Below are 17,599 nucleotides of genomic sequence, written 5' to 3' on the forward strand. Positions count from 1 at the left end.
CACCCCGGACCCGGACCCGGACCCGGCCCCGGATTGCCAACTCCCCCGCCGGGGAGGCGGCTTGCCGGAAGCGGTGACGCCTCGGACAATCGCTGTCATGTCGACGAACACCTCGGAAAGCCACTCCGCGCCGTCCCCGGCCCCGGCCCCCGGCAGGCACGTACTCCTGATCGGCGCGTCCCGAGGCCTCGGCCTCGCCCTCGCCCAGGAATGGGCGCGGGCCGGCTGGCAGGTCGTGGCCACCGTGCGCGGCTCGGGCCGGACCGGGCTGCACGAGCTCGCCGACGCCCACGCCGGGCAGGTCGAGATCGAGACCGTCGACATCACCGAGCCCGAACAGGTCGCGGCGCTGAGCGCTCGCCTGGCCGGCCGGACATTCGACCTGCTCTTCGTGAACGCCGGCGTCACGAACCAGCCCGAGGGCACGGTGGCGCAGACCTCCACCGAGGAGTTCGTCCGGGTCATGGTCACCAACGCGCTGAGCCCGCTGCGCGTCATCGAGGCCCTCCAGGACCTCGTCGAGCCCGCGGGCACGATCGCGGTGATGTCCTCGGGCCAGGGCAGCGTGGCCAACAACGAGCACGGCGGCCACGAGGTGTACCGGGGCAGCAAGGCCGCGCTCAACACGTTCATGCGCAGCTACGCGGCCCGGCACAGCGGCGGACCCCGGCCCCTGGTCCTCATGGCCCCCGGCTGGGTGCGCACCGACATGGGCGGCTCGGACGCCCTGCTCGGCATCGACGAGAGCATCCCGAACGTGGTCAGGACGCTCGACGCCCTCCGGAGCAGCCCGGGCCTGCACTACGTCGACTACCTCGGCCGAACCGTGGCCTGGTGAGCGCTGCGCCCCGGAGCACCACGGCGCTGACGGGCCGCGGGTTCGACCCGACCGTCGAGCCCGCGCAGTACCCTGCTCCCCGCTCCCCGCTCCCGGTTCAGGAGGGGAGGGACGCGAGCCAGTCGGTCAGGATCCGGTTGACCTCGGCGGGGCGTTCCTGCTGGACCCAGTGCCCGCAGCCGTCGAGGACGTGGCTGGAGAGCAGGCCGGGCAGGGTCGCGGGGTAGGCCGCGATCGCGTCGGCCAGCCAGGTGGTGGAGGCGTCCCGGCTCCCGCCGATGAACAGCGATGGCTGGGTGACGGGGGCGCCGTCGAAGTCGGCGAGGTCCTCCCAGTCCCGGTCCATGTTCCGGTAGCGTCCCAGCGCTCCGCCCATGCCGGTTCGCTCGAACTCCCCGGCGTAGAAGTCGAGTTCCTCCGCGCTGAGCCAGCCGGGCCGCCGCCCGGCGGGGAACCGGTCACGAAGTGTCCCGCCACGGCTGACGAAGTGCGGGTCGGGAGCGTCGGCCGCCGGCATGGTGTCGGCGGACAGCGCGGCGTAGAAGCCCGCGAGCCAGCCGCGCACGTCCGGTTCGATCTCGGCCTCGGCCCGGCCCGGCTCCTGGAAGTAGGAGACGTAGAACTCCTCGTCGCCGCCCAGGTGCCCGAAGACCTCGCTGGGCCTCGGTCCGCCCCGCGGGAGGTAGGGAACGCTCAGCAGCCCCACGGCGCGGAAGACGTCCGGTCGGATCAGGGCGGAGTTGGCGGCGATGGTCGAGCCCCAGTCGTGGCCGACGATCACCGCGGACCGTTCACCCAGGGCGTGCACCACCGCGACGTTGTCCTCGACCAGGTCGAACATCCGGTACGCGGTCACCTCCTCCGGCCTGGAGGAGCGCCCGTACCCGCGGACATCGATGGCGACCGCGCGGTACCCGGCAGCGGCGAGCACCGGCAGCTGGTGGCGCCAGGAGTACCAGGACTCCGGGAACCCGTGCAGCAGCAGGACCAGCGGCCCGGTGCCCTGCTCCACCAGGTGGATCCGGCCGGCGGGCGAGGGGACCAGCCGGTGCGTGGGGCCCGTGGTCAGCGACGGTGACATGTGTCGTCCTCCTGGGATCTCGATCCGACGTACACCAAGTTCGGTTCGGCAGGCTGCTGTTCGGCGGCACGATGCCGATGCGGTGCCGATGCGGTGCCGATGCGGTGCCGATTCAGGTGCCGACGCAATGCCGATCATGCTGCGCACGCACCGAGCAGGGCGAGGCTTGTTGCCGTTTCGGCAAACCGACCCGCGACCGCGTACCGCGGATCGGCACGAATACGGCGACGGTTCGCCGCATCAACGCCGTCCGCCCTGGAAACACGGGGACGGGAACTGACGCCCCTCCCGCTACGGGCGGAGCGGCCCTGGGTTGCCTGCTGGACAAACTGATCGCCGACCACGTCGTCGCCAGCAGCGCGCTCAGCTGTCCGATCCAGGCGTTCCGACCGGCAACGGCCGACTCACGAGGCATGCCCTCCTGGAAGCCGCCCGGCGCCTCGGGTCTACAGTCCGCCGCCGCAACCTCCCCCGCACCCGCCGCCGCAGCCTCCGCCACCGCATGCGCCGCCCAGACCACCACCGTCATGGCTTCCCCCGGAAGCAGCGGCCTGGCGGCGTGCGCGCGAGGCGGCGACCGCCGCCTCGCGCAGGACCCGCGCGTGTGCCTGCGACCCGGCGAGCGCCAGCCGGAGGTCGTGCTCCTGCGGGAGGACGTCCAGCCCGCCGAGCGCGACGCTTCCCCCTCTGTGCCGCCAGCGGGCCTGGGCACCGGCCTGCGCCAGCACCCGGTCACCGAGCACCGTGGTGTGGCGGCGGACGAGCCTGTTCCGGCGGACGAGCAGCAGAACGGCGCAGCACAGAACCTCGAAGGCCAACGCCGCCAACAGGCCGTTCCCACCGTCCGCGACCAACCAGCACCCGGCGGCCACGCCGGCCGTCATCGCCAGCCCCAGCACCACCCGCAGCCGGGTTCGAGCCTTCACGGCGCGCCGGTACAGTCCCTCGTCCTGCACCAGGCCTCGGCCGGCGAGCCGCTGCCGCAGGGCCGCGACCGCCGGGCCTGCTTCCACCTCCACGACCACACTCAGCAGGTCACGGGTGCGGCTCTGCCCGACGGAGGCCACCACGGCGGCCTCGAAGTCGTTCTTCCGCGCCCGGCGAGTGGCGGTCACCTCACCCGAGCGGGAGGCGACGAGGTCGCCGCGTTCGTGCATCAGCACGAGCGCGGTCTCGCCCACGTGCCGGGCGAGGCAGGCCAGTTCGTACAGCCGCTCAACGCCCTCCGCTCCGCCCGCCGCCCGCTCCGCACGGTGCAGCTCCCGCAGCGCCGCACGGTAGCCGAGCCCGGCCACGAGAAGGGCGACGCCCGACACGAGGAAGAACCCCACGAACGGCCCCATCGCGCCCCCTTCGCCACCGGTCACGCCAGTGTGGAGCGGAGCGCCGCACTCAACAATCCTTATTTGGCCAAGAGTTGGCGGTCACCTGCAACTCTCCGAGCCCCCTACGCCCTGGAGAAGACCCGCTGCGCGCTCCCCCGTGGCTGACCGCCCAGGGCGGCCACCGTACCCTTCCGCTCCTCCTGCAGATAGATCTCGCAGTCACCCCCGGAGTAGTAGTCCCGCAGCACCACGAAGACACCCGACCCCGCGTCGTCCACACTCCCCGTCCGCCAACTCCCCTGGTACTCCCCCAACGCCGCCCCCTGCCCGACGGGATCCTTCGCGCAGAAGTACCCGTCGAGCCGCACCTCACCGAGCCGGCCGCCCTCCCGCAGTTCGATCACCTCGTCCCGCGACGCCCAACGCCCCACGTAGTCCTTCGGATCCGGCCCTCCCGACCGAGCCTTCAGATACCCCGTCAGACCGGCGATCAGCAGGAAACCCGCCAGCAGGACAGCGCCCTCCCGGGACTTCAGGTACGTCCATCGACCAGCCACAGCTCCCCCTCGCTCCACGCCGTCGTACTCGAAGTCACCACGGCCATCTCAGCCCTTCTCCATGACGAACCCCTTGCTCGCCAGCAGCCACAGGTCCTTCTCGTTGGTCATGGCCGTCAGCCAGATCCTGCAGTCGCCTCCCCCGTCCTTACGGGTCGCCGTCACATACACCCCCTGACCGGCGTCGTCGAGGTAGGACTTCTTCCAACTCCCCTCCAGTTCCGTCAGCTGCGCCGGATCGGCCTCCCTGCTGTCGCACACGTAGGCCGGCACCGTCGCGGACCCGATCCGCCCGTCCGGGAGGAACTCGAGCACCGCCGGGCCGCCGCTCCACCGTCCGACCGGGTCTGACACGTCAGGCCAGGAAGGCCGGAACGTCAGCCACACGACCACGCCCACGCCGAGAACACCGAGAACCCCACCCAGCACGCCGAACAGGACGCGCCGTCCCCTCGTCACACGATCCTCCACCGAATTCCTGATCGATCAATCCGCATGACATTCGAACACCAAGGACAGTAGCGACCGGGAGGCTTCGGAGCCGCCCCACCCTGCCGACACCCGGACCCGGCCTGCCCGGACGGGGGTCGGCAGGCCTCGGTCAGCGCACGATGAAGGCCTCGGTCAGGGACCCGCCGGGGGGAAGCTCCGAGCACGGAATGTCGGACGCCTGTTCGGAGATCGATTCGCCGGCCCGGGCGAGGACGACTCGCAGGCAGGCACTCCCGACTTCCGAGGCCCCCCACCCCGTCGGGTACACCACGTCAGCCATCACACCCACCACAACGGAGCCCCCGTCCCCGGCCAGCGTGACGACGTGCACCGCGGTGCGCGCCGCGAGCGCCTCCAGCGACATGGCCGTCTGCGGCCCGGCGGTGAAGGCAGGCACCAGCCCGGCCGCGTACCGATGGGCATCCGCCCCGGCCTCGGCCTGCGCCCGGACGCGACGGTCCCCGGCCGCGGACCGGTCATGGAAGGCACTGACGACGAAGTCCGTCACAGCCAGCACCAGCACGGCGGCGGCCACGGCGAGTACCCAGCGAAGAACCCTCATCTGATCCACTCCGAAACAGCCGGCCCTGGCGAACCAAGCGGGTTGGTCAATCGGGAAGCGCCGGCGGAAGCACGGCGGTACACCTCCCTCCCCGGCAGGAAGGAAGGGGCACCGCGCGTCCCGGCCGGCCGCTCAGCGCTGCACGGCTTCGACCTTCTCCATGGTGAGTACAGCACGGAGTTTCGCGAGGAAGCACGTCATGCGACTCATTCCCCTCCGACCGTCCAACTCATCGGTGTCAGAGCCGGATTCACGATGACCCTACGGTCCGTCGATGTCCTCGACCGCCCCGGGTTGTCGTAGAGCGGCCAGCCCCCACTGGCAGGCGGTGACCGTGGTGGCCGAGCCGGCGACGTGGTCGGCGTTCGGTCGGACGGTCCGGTGCGGCCACAGCACCGCCCCGCTCACTGGCGGGCGGGGCGGGGCAGGTCGTCGAGCCAGGCGCCGATGAGGCCCTGGACGGTCTCGGCGCACTCGACCTGCGGGTTGTGGCCGACGCCGTCGAGCACCGTCGCCGCCATCCGGGGGTAGTGGTCGAGCAGGGCGAGTTGGTCGCGCCAGCCCACCAGGGCGTCCTGCCGGGTGGTGACCAGCAGGTGCCGGCCCTGGTGGGCTGGCACGCGGTGTTCGGGCCAGTGCGGCAGCAGGAAGTCGGCTTCGAGTTCGGCGGCGGCCGCCTGGTCGTGCGCGCGCCATCCCGGCCGGACGTACTGTTCGAAGAGCTTCCAGTTGCGCACGGTGTGACGGGCCATGACGAGGCCGAAGAGTTCGCGGTCGGCGGGCGGGAGCCGGTCGAGGAGCTCGTCGTCACGCTCGGCCACGGTCGCGCCGGGCAGGGTCCGGTCGGGGCCCCAGTGCACGACCGGTACGAGCAGCGCCGATCCCAGGACCTGCGCCCCGAACCTCGCCGTCACCGCCCGGGCCAGCTGTCCGCCGAACGACTGCCCGAGCACGGCGAAGGGCTGCTCACCCAGTTCGGCGTGGATCCAGTCGAAGACGGAGTCGGCAAGGGCGGCCGCCGACGTCGTCCCCGGCAGCCGGGGGCTGGTGCCGTGGCCGGGGAGGTCGAGGTAGAGCCGCCGCCACCCGGGGCGGTCGGCGAAGGCGGGTTCGACGGGGAGCAGGACCCGGTGGTCGACGGTGTAGCCGTGGATCATGACGAGCGGTGTGCCGTCGCCGAATTCGAGGTGCCGGATGGCGGAGTCGGTCATGACGGAAGGGTCCAACCATCACACCAATGGCAAGGTCAAGCCACACCATCAGACACCCACCTCGGGCTCACGCCTCAGGCCCGGCTCCTGACCTCGGTGAGGTACTCCCGGATGGCATCACGGTTACGGGTCAGGCACTGGATCCGACGGGTCATCCGCTCCGTCTCGGACTCCAGGGTGCCGATCATCTCCGGTGTGGCGTCGGCGAAGTGGATCGTCCGCGGGCTGTCCAGGCAGGGCAGGATCTGCCTGATGATCCGCGTGGGCAGCCCGGCGTCCAGGAGCCCGCGGATCTGCAGGACCCGGTCGACGAGGTAGTCGTCGTAGGAGCGGTAGCCGTTCGCCTCGCGGTGCGCGGTGATCAGGCCCTGCTGCTCGTAGTAGCGCAGCAGGCGCGGAGGAGTGTCCGTCAGCCGGGCGAGTTCGCCGATACGCATTGTGACCACCCTCACGTCCGACCGGTGCCGTTCCGGGCTGGACCTTGACATGGATGTCAAGGATAGACGATCGGGCCCATGCCCGAACTCCACTCCCCCAGCCCCTCGAACCCGCCCGCCACCCGGCTTCCCCAGCCCCCGAACCCGCCCGCCGCCCGGCTGCCCTGGCCCAGCCTGCTGGCCCTGAGCACCGCCGGATTCGTCACCATCATGACCGAGGCCCTGCCCGCCGGCGTGCTGCCCGCGATGAGTGCGGACCTCGGCGTCAGCCAGTCCGGCGCCGGACAGTCCGTCACGCTCTACGCGGCCGGCTCCATCGCGGCCGCCATACCGCTGACCGCCGCCACCGCCGACTGGCCGCGCAAGCGCCTGCTGCTACTGTCCGTCGGCGGCTTCGCCGCGGCCAACGCCGTCACCGCGGTCTCGACGAACTACCCCCTCACCATGGCGGCACGCTTCGCCGCCGGCCTGGTCGCAGGCCTGCTCTGGGCCCTGCTGGCCGGGTACGCCCGCAGCATCGTCGCGCCGGAGCAGCGCGGCAGGGCGATGGCCGTCGCCATGGGCGGCTCGACGGTCGCCCTGTCGGTGGGCGTGCCCGCCGGCACCCTGGTCGCCGCGCTGGTGGGCTGGCGCACCACCTTCGGACTGATGAGCGCCGTCGCCGTGGCACTCACCATCTGGATGCTCGTCGCGCTCCCGGCCGTCCCGGGGCGGCCCGGCCACGCCCGCACCCCCGTCCGGCAGGTGCTGCGGGTCCCCGGGGTGGCGGCCGTCCTCACCGTCACGGCGGCCTTCGTCCTCGCCCACAACCTGCTCTACACGTACGTCGCGGCGCTGCTCGCGCCGCTGGGGCTCGGCGGCCGGACCGACACCGTCCTGCTCGTCCTCGGACTGTCCTCCCTGGTGAGCATCCTCGGTACCGGGGCGCTGATCGACCGCCACCTGCGCACCCTGACGATCGCCGCCTGCGCCCTGCTCTCCGCCGCGGCCCTGTCCGTCGCCGCCGCCCTGCTCACCGGCACCTCCTGGCCCGTCTACGGCAGCGCCGGGGTCTGGGGTCTCGCCTTCGGCGGCGCCGCCACCCTCCTGCAGACGGCGGTGGCCGACGCGGCCGGCCCGGCCGGGGACATCGCGCAGTCCCTGCTCGTCACCTGCTGGAACCTCGGCATCGCCGGCGCCGCACTCACCGGCGGTGTCCTCCTCGACCTCGGCGGCCCGAGCACGTTGCCCTGGTCCGCCCTGGCCCTGCTCGCCGCCGCCCTGACCGTCACCGTCGCCGCCCGCCGCCACGGCTTCCCCCGCCCGGCCGGCCACCCGGCCGACTGAGCGGTCCGGTCGTCCGGTCGATGCAACCTTGCGCCTTGGATCGAAGTTCGTCAATATAGATGTATGTCGAATCAGGAACTTCGAGTGCTCGGCCAGGACGACGACGCGGACGGATGCTGCCCCGGGCTGCTGACCGCCCCGCTGGACGAGGAGCAGGCCGTGGAACTGGCGCGGGTGTTCAAGGCGCTGGGCGATCCGGTACGGCTGCGGCTGCTGTCGATGATCGCCTCCCGGGCCGGGGGCGAGGTGTGCGTGTGTGACCTGACCCCGGCCTTCGACCTCTCCCAGCCGACGATCTCCCACCACCTGAAGCTGCTGCGGCAGGCCGGACTGATCGACTGCGAGCGCCGGGGCACCTGGGTGTACTACCGGCTGGTCCCCGAGATGACCGACCGCCTCGCCGGCATCCTGACCCGCCCGGCGGCCGAGCCCCTGCCCGCACCCACCGGGTCCGCCTCGTGAGCACCGAAAACGCGCCGAACACGCCGAACACGCCGAAGTCACCGACCGCACCGACCGCACCGACCGCACCGACCAGACCGAACGGCCCGGTGGCGGCCCGGCTGTCGTTCACGGACCGCTACCTCGCCCTGTGGATCCTGGCCGCGATGGGACTCGGCATCGGGCTGGGCCGCCTGGTGCCCGGCCTCGGGAGCGCACTGGCGGGGGTGACCGTCTCCGGCGTCTCGCTGCCGATCGCGCTCGGCCTGCTGGTGATGATGTACCCGGTGCTCGCCAAGGTCCGCTACGACCGCCTCGACACCGTCACCCGCGACCGCCGCCTCCTCGTCCCCTCCCTGCTGCTGAACTGGATCGTCGGCCCGGCGCTGATGTTCGCCCTCGCCTGGCTCCTCCTGCCCGACCTGCCGGAGTACCGCACCGGGCTGATCATCGTCGGCCTCGCCCGCTGCATCGCCATGGTGATCATCTGGAACGACCTGGCCTGCGGCGACCGGGAGGCCGCCGCCGTCCTCGTCGCCCTCAACTCCGTCTTCCAGGTCGTCACCTTCGGTGCGCTGGGCTGGTTCTACCTGTCCGTCCTGCCCGGCTGGCTCGGCCTGGAACAGACCGCCCTGAACGTGTCGGTGTGGGAGATCGCCCGCAGCGTGCTGATCTTCCTCGGCATCCCCCTCGCCGCCGGCTACCTCACCCGCCGCCTGGGCGAGAAGGCCAAGGGCCGCACCTGGTACGAGGGCACGCTCCTCCCGCGCATCGGCCCCTTCGCCCTGTACGGGCTGCTGTTCACGATCGTCATCCTCTTCGCCCTCCAGGGCGAGGCCGTCACCTCCCGGCCGTGGGACGTCGCCCGGATCGCGCTGCCCCTGCTGGTCTACTTCGCGCTCATGTGGACCGGCTCCCTGTTCCTCGGCCGCGCGGTGGGCCTGGACCACCCGCGGGCCACCACACTCGCGTTCACCGCCGCCGGCAACAACTTCGAACTGGCCATCGCCGTCGCCATCGCCACCTTCGGCGCCACCAGCGGCCAGGCCCTCGCCGGAGTCGTCGGCCCCCTCATCGAGGTGCCCGTCCTCATCGGCCTCGTCCACGTCGCCCTCGCCGCCCGCCGCCTCTTCCCCCAGCCCGCCGCCCCCGGAGGTTCCGCCCGTGCCTGAGCCCAAGCCGTCCGTGCTCTTCGTCTGCGTCCACAACGCCGGACGCTCCCAGATGGCCGCCGCCTTCCTCAACCACCTCGGGGGCAGCCGGGTCGAGGTCCGCTCCGCCGGCTCCGCCCCCGCCGACACCGTCAACCCCGCCGTGGTCGAGGCCATGGCCGAGGTCGGCGTCGACCTCTCCGCCGAGGTTCCGAAGATCCTCACCACCGAGGCCGTACAGGCCTCCGACGTGGTGATCACCATGGGCTGCGGCGACGCCTGCCCGTACTTCCCCGGCAAGCGCTACCTCGACTGGACGCTCGACGACCCGGCCGGACAGGGCGTCGACGCGGTACGCCCGATCCGCGACCGGATCGAGACCCGGATCCGCGGCCTGCTCACCGACTTCGGCATCCAGCCCAGCGCGTGAGAACCCACCGGTAGCCCCAGGGCAGTCCTACGCGCCGGGCGCACCCCGACGCCGTACGCGCTGACGCCGGGCATCGCGGCTCTGGTCGCGGTCACCGTGGTGACGACCAGCTCGTTCACCAAGGCCGCCGCCGCGTTCTGCGCGAACGTCGGCATCCACGCCATCGACCGACGGGCCCCGGCCCCGTGGGCCGAGGGAACCGGCAAACCCCCTGGGCCTGACCGCCCGACCCCCGGCCTTGGGAAGGAAATCCCCCCGCCCTGGCCGCGGAGCAGCAGCTTGCCGCTGTTTCGCGGCCAGCCCAATCTGCCGGTGCGAAAATGCGCTGCTGCTGCAATCGCTCCTGCGAGGAGTCGAAATCCCTGGGGCATCGGGTCACATGTCGGCACCGTTGGGGCCGGCTCTGCTCCGTTCCCCCACCCCACAGCTACTGCTTTCTGCTACAAGGATTCCGCGAATGTCCTGACCTGCCGAAGCTGGGTCCCGGTGAGACGACGCACGGCCCAGAGGAGTTCGGCCACACCAACGGCGGTCGGCTCCGGAATCGAGGACACGTCGGGCAGTGCGACACCGGTCAACGCCGTCAGGTCATCAAAGGAAACATCGAGCACAGCGGAGAAGTCGGCGAGGAGTCCGGGGGTCAGCGGGACGGTACCGCAGCCCACCCCGCCGTAGGTGGAGGCAGACCAGCACCGGCCCGTGACCACGTAGAAGGTCTTGGCTATCGCTGACCAGCCGAGGTTTCGGTTCCGGGCCAGGCACATGAGCACGGCCCCGGGGCTCGCCGGGTACCGCTCGTACGCCCGCAATTCGAGCACCGGCTGCACGTGCCCCTCCTGCGGCAGGGATGCCACGAACTGGCGTACGGCGTCCCTCTGTTCCGACGACAGGGTGACGACGTGCTGGACGAGGCTGGGAACGTGCAATCCGGCCTTCGTGTCCACAGGCGCAAGATCGTCGGGTACGTCGACACCTGCGATGGCGAAGAGGTCCGCCGTGTGCAGGCCTAGAGCGGGCGCGAGCCGGCGCAACAAGGACGGGCTCGGCGCGCCGCCCCGGATCAGGGTCAGGAGTTCGGACTGGTCTACGTCAGCCGACCGGGCCAGGTCAGCGAGATTCACATGTCTGCGGTCCGCCAACCGCTCGACCAGCACACCGAAGCCTTCGTTCCCCGCCACGCGAGCAGCCTAGCCCTCACCGCATGGGTTCACCGGCTTCCTGCCTGGGCGAAGGCTGGGGCCCCGTGGACGGATGAACTCTCCTGTCGCAGCCGTAGCATCGCCGGATGCGCTACATCGACAACCGAGACGTCAACGAGGCCGTGACCGAGATGATGCGGGTACTTGGCCCGCACGACGCGGAGGACTGGTCGGTACCGGCAGGTCCGCTGGAATGGAGCTGCTGGACGACGGCCGCCCACATCGCCCATGACCTGCTGGCCTACGCCGGGCAGATCGCCGCACGCCCGACGGACGCCTATCTGCCCTTCGACCTCGCCGTCCGCTCGGACAGTTCCCCACACGAGGTGCTCCAGGTGGTCACCGCCTGCGCAGGGCTACTCGGCAGTGCACTGGCCACGGCCGGCCCGGAGGTGCGGGCCTGGCACTGGGGTCCTTGCGACTCGTCAGGCTTTGCGGCAATGGGTGTCGCGAGGTGCTCCTGCACACCCACGACATCACCCAGGGGCTGGGCGTGCCATGGCTGCCCCCGGCGCCGCTCTGCGCGGCGGTACTCCACCGGCTCTTCCCCGAAGCTCCACCCGGTGACCCGGCTCATGTCCTCCTCTGGTGCACCGGCCGGGGCGATCTGGAAGACCGTCCCCGCCGCACCTCATGGACCTGGCGCGCGGCAGTGGCCGAGTGATCAGACCTCTCGCAGGAAGACTGAGAGGCGCCCCCGTACACGGCGAACGGTCCCGGTCACAGCACCAGCCCGGTGATCACACCCGCGTCAACGGCCGAACCCGCCCGAGCCCGCACCGTCGTGGGGGCTCGGGCGGCCTCGTCGCGCGCCTGCGCCGTCCTACTGCGTGTGACGGGGTCAGGTGGTGCAGGTGGGGATGTTGTCGAGCCAGGCCGGGCCCTGGACGTAGATGTTGCTGATCCAGCCGCGGTAGTCCGGCAGGTAGGACCAGGCGTCGTTGACGTAGCCCTCGGCCTCGACCTTCTCGGCGTGCTGCTGGCACTGGATGCGGACCGTCGTGGGGCCGGGCAGGACGGCGACGGGCGGGTTGGCGGTCGACGGGGTGGGGCGGATGTTCACCCCGCTGCTCCAGGTCCGGCGGTCGGCGCCCGAGGGGACGTCCGGCGTGTAGCGCAGGGCGCCTGCGTAGTCGGCGGCCGTGTGGCTGGAGAAGTCGGACACCATGAGGTGGGTGTCCGATTCCCGGGCCTCGACGATCTTTCCGCCGCCGAGGTAGATCGCCACGTGGTGAACGTGGGACAGGCCCCAGAAGACCAGGTCGCCGGGGCGCAGCACACCCTGATCGCGGCCGAGTTGCTGTCCGGGCAGGCGGGAGATCCCGGCGGCGTCCTGCTGCCCGACGACGTCGCTGCCGACGGCCTGGGACCAGGCCCAGCGAACGAAACCGGAGCAGTCGAAACCGACGCGGAAGGGGTCGTTCCCGGAGCGCTCGGGGTCGCTGGGGTCGACCTGGCCGTACGTCGCGCCGGGGGTGGTGCCGTGGCCGCCGCCCCAGGTGTACCAAGTACCGGCGGCGACCTGGCTGCAGGCGGCGGCGATGGACCGGCCGGCGGCCTCCGATATCGGAGTGCCCTGCGCGGCACACGCGTCGTCGGCCGGCTCGGACGCGGCGTCGGCCCGGGCCGGGGGCGTCACCGCCGCCAGCAGGGCGACCACCAGGCAGACCAGCAGACTGGCCAGAGCGATACCACGAGTGTTCGTTCTCAACGGAGGTCCTCTTTCACCGAGCCGGAACGGAACGGGTTACGGGACTGACCATCCTCCTGTGAAAGCCGGGCATCAACGCCCCTGCCGAATCGGACAGTTGATGAAACCCAGTCGCCCCACCCCCAGGCGAGCCCCTCGCTTGCCGGGGCAGGGGGCGTCCTGATGCGCCACCTGTGAACGTCCGCCGCGCGCCGGTACCGTCCTTGCAACAGCGCGGTCCTGCGGGGCCGGTGTGGCCGCGATCTCGGGAGAGCAGCCGCGCTTGAGGAGCACCACACACATGACGAGGACCTTCACCAAGACGTTCGCGGACCCCCACACCCAGCAGCGCTCCCTGGCCCACCACCGCTGGATCGCCCGCGCCAACCCCGACGTACGCGTCCCCCACGTCGTCCACGTCCACCCCACCGCGATCGACTACGAGCACCTCGACGGCCACCACGGCACTCCCGACGACCTGCTGACGCTGGCCGACCTCCTCGGCCACCAGCACACCACCGCCCACACCCACCACCTGCACGCCGCCCGTATGAACGCACCTCACACCAGCGGCGCCGTCACGACCGCCGACGTCACGATCGACGACTTCGCCGACAGCCGCCGCGAACGCCTCCAACGACTTCTGGCCACCGGCACCGTACCGTCCCCGCTCCTGACCCCCGACGCGATCGACGACTGGCTGGAGCGGGCCGCCACCATGCCCGCCGCCTTCTACAAGGACTCCAACCCGCGCAACTTCCTCATCACCGACACCACCGTCGCCGTCGTCGACTTCGACTCCCTCACCCTCGCCCCCTTCGGCTACGACCTCGCCAAGATCGTCGTCACCATCTCCATGACCGCCGGCCCCCTGCCCGAGGACACCATCCGCAAGGCCGTAGCCGCCTACAACCGCCATCCCGAGCAGCGCGGTCTTCCCGGGTGCTCCTGGCGCGAGTTCGCCGCGTGGAGCGAGTTCCACCACATCCTCACCACGCCCCACCACGGCACCAACGGCTACCGGTACAGCTGGCACGCGATCAGGCCGGCCTGGACCACCGACATCCTCCGGAACTCCGACAAGGAGTCCGCACCGTGACGAACACCAGCATGACGCTTCATTCGGTCTATCAACCGACAATGTGACACATCTGCGTGATGATCCGATTCCAGACGGTGATCGGCACGTTCTCGACAGTCCCCCCGATCCACTCATCGCGCACGGGCCCTTGCCGCCACGCTGTACCCACCGCCACCCCTCCGGGTGCGCGAGATCAGGAGGGGACATGGCGAGGGGCACCGCCCACCAGGTCGAACTGCTACGCGCAGAAGTCGGGACGGCCCTTCAGGTCGGCCTGGAGGAGATCCGCAACCACACCGACAGCCTCCGGGCCGAATTCACCGCGACGCTGGCGGCCGGCCTGAGCGAACACCGCGACGAATTCCTCGAAGCGATCGCCAAAGAACGGCAGGAGGCCAACCGCAGGCTCCACCACCAGTTGGGCAACCTTCGCAACGAACTCAGCACTCGGCAGAACAGTGGCCGCGTCTCCCTGGACGGCGGCCCCGCCGAAGCGCCTCGGCCCGCCGTCGACTCCCCCGAGACCGTGGGCCAGGCGACGGAAGCCGTTCACCCGACCAGCGGCGATGTCAGCACCAACTCCCCCGGTACCAACGAGCTCCCCGACGCCGAGCCCCCGACATCCGAGCAGGCCGCGCAGCAGGCCGCAGAGCAGACCACAGAGCAGGCCTCCCCCTCCGTAGCCGGCGAGGCCGCGGAAACCGACAGCGAGGAGACAACCGTGTCCGAACCCACCCGTCCCGACGACACGCCGACCTCCCCGCAGGTCCTCACCGAGGACCAGCTCAACCAGATCGCGACCGAGGTCGCCGCCCAACTCGCAGACCGGTTCCGTCCCTCCGGCCCCACGGAGCACGACAAGAAGGTCGATCCGGAGGGCACGGAAGCAGTCGCGCCGGACCAAGCCGTCATCGACGACCTCCCGAGCAGTCGCGCCGACGACGTGTCCGCTCTCATCCCGGAGCCCTTCGTCTGGGAGAACCACGTCAACACCCTCCTCAAGGCCGCAGCCGTGAAGACCGTCGCGATCTCCTGCCACCCCGAGACCTGGGACTTCCTGGCCGCCCAGGCCGAGGGCGCCGACCACTTCTCGAAGCCGGTCAACGACGGCAACGAGGACACGATCCTGTCCGGCCCCAGCACCATCGCCCTCCTCAACGCCCTCCGGGAAACCGCCTACAGCGGAGTCAGCAGCGGCAGCGGCAGCGGCACCAGCATCGGAACGTGGGCCCTCGCCGTCACCAGCTACGAGCGCATCGCCGCCGTCATCAACAGCACCCACCCCGCCGACGAGCAGGCCGGCAACGACCGCCTGCACCAGCCGCGCATCGTCCTCGACGACCGCAGCACCACCAACTCGCCCGCCACCAACTGACCCACCGACACAGCGACGGCCCCGGCCTCAGCGGCCGGCACTGGAGACCGATACGGAAACGACGAGGGCGCATCCACGGCGTATGAGGGCCGAGAACGCCGCTGACCAACGTCGACCACCGAAGGCCGGTCCCGCTGGCCAGTGCCGCTTCGGCAACAAGAACAGAAGGTCACGGGCTCGCGCGGAGGGGACCAGCTCGCTGCGCACCCGGGCGGGCGTGGCGTTGTCGTAGGGGCTTGGCAGGATGCTCCCATGCTCGCCATCCGTCCTGACCAACACCGTGACGACCGGTCCGGTCCTCCCGACCTCCGGGGGGACTTCGAGGTGCACCTGACCGTGGAGCCCGGCGCCGCCGAGGCGTTGGCCGGGTGGGCCGACGGTCATGGCCTGAAGTTCACCCACATCCTGCTGGCGCGCGGTGCGGCACCCTCGCAGCCGATGCTCACCCTGCGCGCCGACGGCTCGTTGGACGAGGTCGCCGCGGCGACGTCCCGCACCACGGGCCGGCTGACTCAAGCCGGGTTCACGGTCCTACGGGCGAAGATCGAGGCCACGCCATGGGCCGAGGGCGTTCCGGTCTCGGACGAGGACGCCGTGCCGCACGGGGCGCACCGGTACTTCGAACACCACGTCAAGCTGCTGCTTCCGGGCCCACTTCCCACGGCCGACCTTACCGACCCCGCCCGCCTCGCGGACCTCGCCGAGTTGGCCGTCCGCCACGGTGCGCACCTGTCGCACAACCCGCGCCGAATACGCGACGACGGCCGGCGCGAGTGGTTCGTGACCCAGCGGTGCCGCCTGGTCGGCCTGAGCACCGCGGGCCACCGCCTGGAGGCGCTGCTCCGGGGCCTTGCCGCCGACGGTCGCGAGGTGGTGTCGGTGGAGCGCGAGTTCGTCGCCGTGGACAGCGACGAGGCCCTGGACGAGGGCTGGATCAGCGAGCACGAGCACGAACAGAACCACGAACGCGAACAGAAGCACGAGCACGAGCAAGAGCAAGAGGGAGACCCGCGATGACCGAGGACCAGCCCCAGTCGCCAGTGGCGTGGGAGGAACTGCAATACGGGCCGTGGCAGGGCGTCCTGCTGCCCCGGCAGCCGCCGCCGGAGGACGTCCGCGAGGACCGGGGCCTGCCCAGGAGCATCCGGCCGATCGACGACGAGGCGGTGAGCCAGCAGCCGGTCTTCGACCCCGCCCTCGCCGGGTACGCCCGGGCCCTGCGGCCCAGCGAACCCGCCTTCACCGACCCGCAGCTCGCCCAACCGTGGCTCGCCGCGCGGCGCGAGGCGCTCAACACCGTGCTGTCCGCCGTCGCCGGCTCGCAGTGGGCCGAGCACCTGGTCCTGCGCGGAAGCGTCCTGCTGCGGGCCTGGTACGGCGAGCAGGCGCGGGAGCCGGGGGACCTGGACTTCGTGGTCCGCCCGACGGACTGGCAGTTGGAGGACGAGCGCACGGACCGCATGTTCGAGGAGCTCGCCGCCGACGCCGAACGGCTCTCGGGCGCGGTGCGGCTGCACGCGGACCAGGCGGTCAACGACGAGATCTGGACGTACAGCCGGATTCCCGGGCGCCGGCTCGTCCTGCCGTGGTCGGCACCCGGCATCCCGGGCGGGACCGTCCAGTTGGACTTCGTCTTCACCGAACACCTGCCCGTCCCGCCGGAGTCCTACCAGCTCCCCGGCGTCACGGGCCGGCTGTTCGCCGCCACGCCACAACTCTCCCTCGCGTGGAAGATCCTCTGGCTGGCCTCGGACGACCACCCCCAGGGCAAGGACCTCTACGACGCGATCCTGCTCTCGCGCACCGACGAGGTGCCCTACGACCTGCTGCGGCAGGTCTTCACCCAGTCCGACGAGACCTGGTCGCGCTGCCCGCTCCTCCCGGAACAGATCGCCGGACTCTACGTCGACTGGGACGAATTCGCCAAGGACTACCCGCAGTTCGCCGACTCCGTGGAGGAGTACCCGGCGCAACTGCTCGCCGCGCTCCACACGACCTTCGCCGACCACGGCGAGTACACACTGCGCGCCCAGTGGCTGGCCCCGCTGATCGAGGAACTGCGGGAGGTGCTGGCGCGCGAGGGCATGGACGAGGTCCAGCAACGGATGTCCCAGCGGTACATGGCCCCGGACAACTCCCTGGTGATCACCCGCGAACTGCTCGGCGGCGGCCTCGGGGGCAACCTCGAAGACGCCCGCCGCGCCGTCGCCGCCCACCTCGGCGACAACCCGGACCGGAAGACCCGCAAGCTGACGGAGGCCGCCGCCCGCTACGCCACCGAGCTCGCCGACGAACCCCCGGCGGACGGCAACCACACCTGACACCGACCCGGGAAGAGATCCCCGACCACCGAGGAAGCCCAAGGCTCGCCGACCGACCATGGCCCGGTCGGTCGGTCCGCCG

General features: G+C 71.3%; 19 protein-coding genes and 1 pseudogene. 10 read left to right on the top strand and 10 right to left on the bottom strand.

What is annotated here, in order from left to right:
* Positions 1-97: 97 nt before the first annotated feature.
* A complete protein-coding gene (locus OG556_RS38455; protein WP_331744923.1) occupies positions 98-838 on the top strand; it encodes an SDR family NAD(P)-dependent oxidoreductase in 741 nt (246 codons plus the stop codon).
* 97 nt (positions 839-935) lie between these two features.
* Here the strand turns inward: OG556_RS38455 and OG556_RS38460 are convergent, their stop codons facing one another.
* The 8 genes from OG556_RS38460 to OG556_RS38495 all read right to left on the bottom strand — a co-directional run bounded on the left by OG556_RS38460 (position 936) and on the right by OG556_RS38495 (position 6,503).
* On the bottom strand, positions 936-1,919 hold the full coding sequence (locus OG556_RS38460; RefSeq protein WP_331744924.1) for an alpha/beta hydrolase: 984 nt from the start codon (positions 1,917-1,919) through the stop codon (positions 936-938).
* A gap of 446 nt (positions 1,920-2,365) precedes the next feature.
* On the bottom strand, positions 2,366-3,262 hold the full coding sequence (locus tag OG556_RS38465) for a TIGR04222 domain-containing membrane protein (protein WP_331744927.1): 897 nt from the start codon (positions 3,260-3,262) through the stop codon (positions 2,366-2,368).
* Positions 3,263-3,366: 104 nt separating this feature from the next.
* Entirely contained in the window at positions 3,367-3,801 is a 435-nt protein-coding gene (locus OG556_RS38470) for a hypothetical protein (protein WP_331744929.1), read from the bottom strand.
* Positions 3,802-3,849: 48 nt separating this feature from the next.
* Positions 3,850-4,272, bottom strand: a complete 423-nt coding sequence (locus tag OG556_RS38475; RefSeq protein WP_371523130.1) for a hypothetical protein — start codon at positions 4,270-4,272, stop codon at positions 3,850-3,852.
* A 130-nt stretch (positions 4,273-4,402) separates the two neighbouring features.
* Complete coding sequence (locus OG556_RS38480; RefSeq protein WP_331744933.1) at positions 4,403-4,828, bottom strand: hypothetical protein; 426 nt, start codon at positions 4,826-4,828, stop codon at positions 4,403-4,405.
* Positions 4,829-5,116: 288 nt separating this feature from the next.
* Positions 5,117-5,251: a hypothetical protein gene (locus OG556_RS38485; protein WP_331744935.1), complete on the bottom strand. Its 135-nt coding sequence runs from the start codon at positions 5,249-5,251 to the stop codon at positions 5,117-5,119.
* Positions 5,252-5,259: 8 nt separating this feature from the next.
* Positions 5,260-6,066, bottom strand: a complete 807-nt coding sequence (locus OG556_RS38490; protein WP_331744936.1) for an alpha/beta hydrolase — start codon at positions 6,064-6,066, stop codon at positions 5,260-5,262.
* Between the two features lie 74 nt (positions 6,067-6,140).
* Positions 6,141-6,503, bottom strand: a complete 363-nt coding sequence (locus OG556_RS38495; RefSeq protein WP_331744938.1) for a MerR family transcriptional regulator — start codon at positions 6,501-6,503, stop codon at positions 6,141-6,143.
* A 78-nt stretch (positions 6,504-6,581) separates the two neighbouring features.
* Here OG556_RS38495 and OG556_RS38500 point away from each other — a divergent pair, with 78 nt between their 5' ends.
* From OG556_RS38500 to OG556_RS38515, 4 genes are all read left to right on the top strand, one after another.
* Positions 6,582-7,829, top strand: a complete 1,248-nt coding sequence (locus OG556_RS38500) for an MFS transporter (protein ID WP_331744940.1) — start codon at positions 6,582-6,584, stop codon at positions 7,827-7,829.
* 63 nt (positions 7,830-7,892) lie between these two features.
* A complete protein-coding gene (locus OG556_RS38505; RefSeq protein WP_331744942.1) occupies positions 7,893-8,291 on the top strand; it encodes a metalloregulator ArsR/SmtB family transcription factor in 399 nt (132 codons plus the stop codon).
* Positions 8,292-8,380: 89 nt separating this feature from the next.
* Positions 8,381-9,442 (top strand): ACR3 family arsenite efflux transporter, encoded by a 1,062-nt coding sequence (arsB, locus tag OG556_RS38510; protein WP_331745479.1) that lies wholly within the window; start codon positions 8,381-8,383, stop codon positions 9,440-9,442.
* A complete protein-coding gene (locus OG556_RS38515) occupies positions 9,435-9,851 on the top strand; it encodes an arsenate reductase ArsC (protein WP_331744944.1) in 417 nt (138 codons plus the stop codon). The genes arsB and OG556_RS38515 overlap by 8 nt, the downstream gene beginning before the upstream one ends.
* A 440-nt stretch (positions 9,852-10,291) precedes the next feature.
* Here OG556_RS38515 and OG556_RS38520 read toward each other — a convergent pair whose 3' ends face one another.
* Positions 10,292-11,029, bottom strand: a complete 738-nt coding sequence (locus OG556_RS38520; protein WP_331744947.1) for a hypothetical protein — start codon at positions 11,027-11,029, stop codon at positions 10,292-10,294.
* Between the two features lie 107 nt (positions 11,030-11,136).
* Between OG556_RS38520 and OG556_RS38525 the strand changes: the two are divergent.
* A pseudogene (locus OG556_RS38525) lies at positions 11,137-11,714 on the top strand (maleylpyruvate isomerase N-terminal domain-containing protein).
* A gap of 177 nt (positions 11,715-11,891) precedes the next feature.
* Here OG556_RS38525 and OG556_RS38530 read toward each other — a convergent pair.
* Complete coding sequence (locus OG556_RS38530; RefSeq protein WP_331744950.1) at positions 11,892-12,761, bottom strand: NlpC/P60 family protein; 870 nt, start codon at positions 12,759-12,761, stop codon at positions 11,892-11,894.
* Positions 12,762-12,993: 232 nt separating this feature from the next.
* Between OG556_RS38530 and OG556_RS38535 the strand changes: the two genes are divergently transcribed.
* The 4 genes from OG556_RS38535 to OG556_RS38550 all read left to right on the top strand — a co-directional run bounded on the left by OG556_RS38535 (position 12,994) and on the right by OG556_RS38550 (position 17,517).
* Positions 12,994-13,839 carry a phosphotransferase gene (locus OG556_RS38535; protein WP_331744952.1) on the top strand — a complete coding sequence of 282 codons (846 nt, stop codon included), beginning with the start codon at positions 12,994-12,996 and terminating at the stop codon, positions 13,837-13,839.
* A gap of 187 nt (positions 13,840-14,026) precedes the next feature.
* Positions 14,027-15,196, top strand: a complete 1,170-nt coding sequence (locus OG556_RS38540; protein WP_331744955.1) for a hypothetical protein — start codon at positions 14,027-14,029, stop codon at positions 15,194-15,196.
* A gap of 252 nt (positions 15,197-15,448) precedes the next feature.
* Positions 15,449-16,213 carry a hypothetical protein gene (locus OG556_RS38545; RefSeq protein ID WP_331744957.1) on the top strand — a complete coding sequence of 255 codons (765 nt, stop codon included), beginning with the start codon at positions 15,449-15,451 and terminating at the stop codon, positions 16,211-16,213.
* The gene (locus tag OG556_RS38550; protein ID WP_331744958.1) at positions 16,210-17,517 is read left to right on the top strand and encodes a nucleotidyl transferase AbiEii/AbiGii toxin family protein; all 1,308 of its coding nucleotides are present in this window, start codon (positions 16,210-16,212) and stop codon (positions 17,515-17,517) included. The genes OG556_RS38545 and OG556_RS38550 overlap by 4 nt, the downstream gene beginning before the upstream one ends.
* The last annotated feature ends 82 nt before the right edge of the window (positions 17,518-17,599 follow it).

It is taken from the genome of Kitasatospora sp. NBC_01300, from assembly GCF_041435235.1.
GTDB lineage: Bacteria > Actinomycetota > Actinomycetes > Streptomycetales > Streptomycetaceae > Kitasatospora.

Excerpts from the sequence above, each read along its gene's own strand:
- OG556_RS38460 (WP_331744924.1), bottom strand. The coding sequence starts at position 1,919 with ATGTCACCGTCGCTGACCACGGGCCCCACGCACCGGCTGGTCCCCTCG.
- OG556_RS38500 (WP_331744940.1), top strand. The coding sequence starts at position 6,582 with ATGCCCGAACTCCACTCCCCCAGCCCCTCGAACCCGCCCGCCACCCGG.
- OG556_RS38490 (WP_331744936.1), bottom strand. The coding sequence starts at position 6,066 with ATGACCGACTCCGCCATCCGGCACCTCGAATTCGGCGACGGCACACCG.
- OG556_RS38465 (WP_331744927.1), bottom strand. The coding sequence starts at position 3,262 with ATGGGGCCGTTCGTGGGGTTCTTCCTCGTGTCGGGCGTCGCCCTTCTC.
- OG556_RS38540 (WP_331744955.1), top strand. The coding sequence starts at position 14,027 with ATGGCGAGGGGCACCGCCCACCAGGTCGAACTGCTACGCGCAGAAGTC.
- OG556_RS38545 (WP_331744957.1), top strand. The coding sequence starts at position 15,449 with ATGCTCGCCATCCGTCCTGACCAACACCGTGACGACCGGTCCGGTCCT.
- OG556_RS38455 (WP_331744923.1), top strand. The coding sequence starts at position 98 with ATGTCGACGAACACCTCGGAAAGCCACTCCGCGCCGTCCCCGGCCCCG.
- OG556_RS38550 (WP_331744958.1), top strand. The coding sequence starts at position 16,210 with ATGACCGAGGACCAGCCCCAGTCGCCAGTGGCGTGGGAGGAACTGCAA.
- OG556_RS38495 (WP_331744938.1), bottom strand. The coding sequence starts at position 6,503 with ATGCGTATCGGCGAACTCGCCCGGCTGACGGACACTCCTCCGCGCCTG.
- OG556_RS38505 (WP_331744942.1), top strand. The coding sequence starts at position 7,893 with ATGTCGAATCAGGAACTTCGAGTGCTCGGCCAGGACGACGACGCGGAC.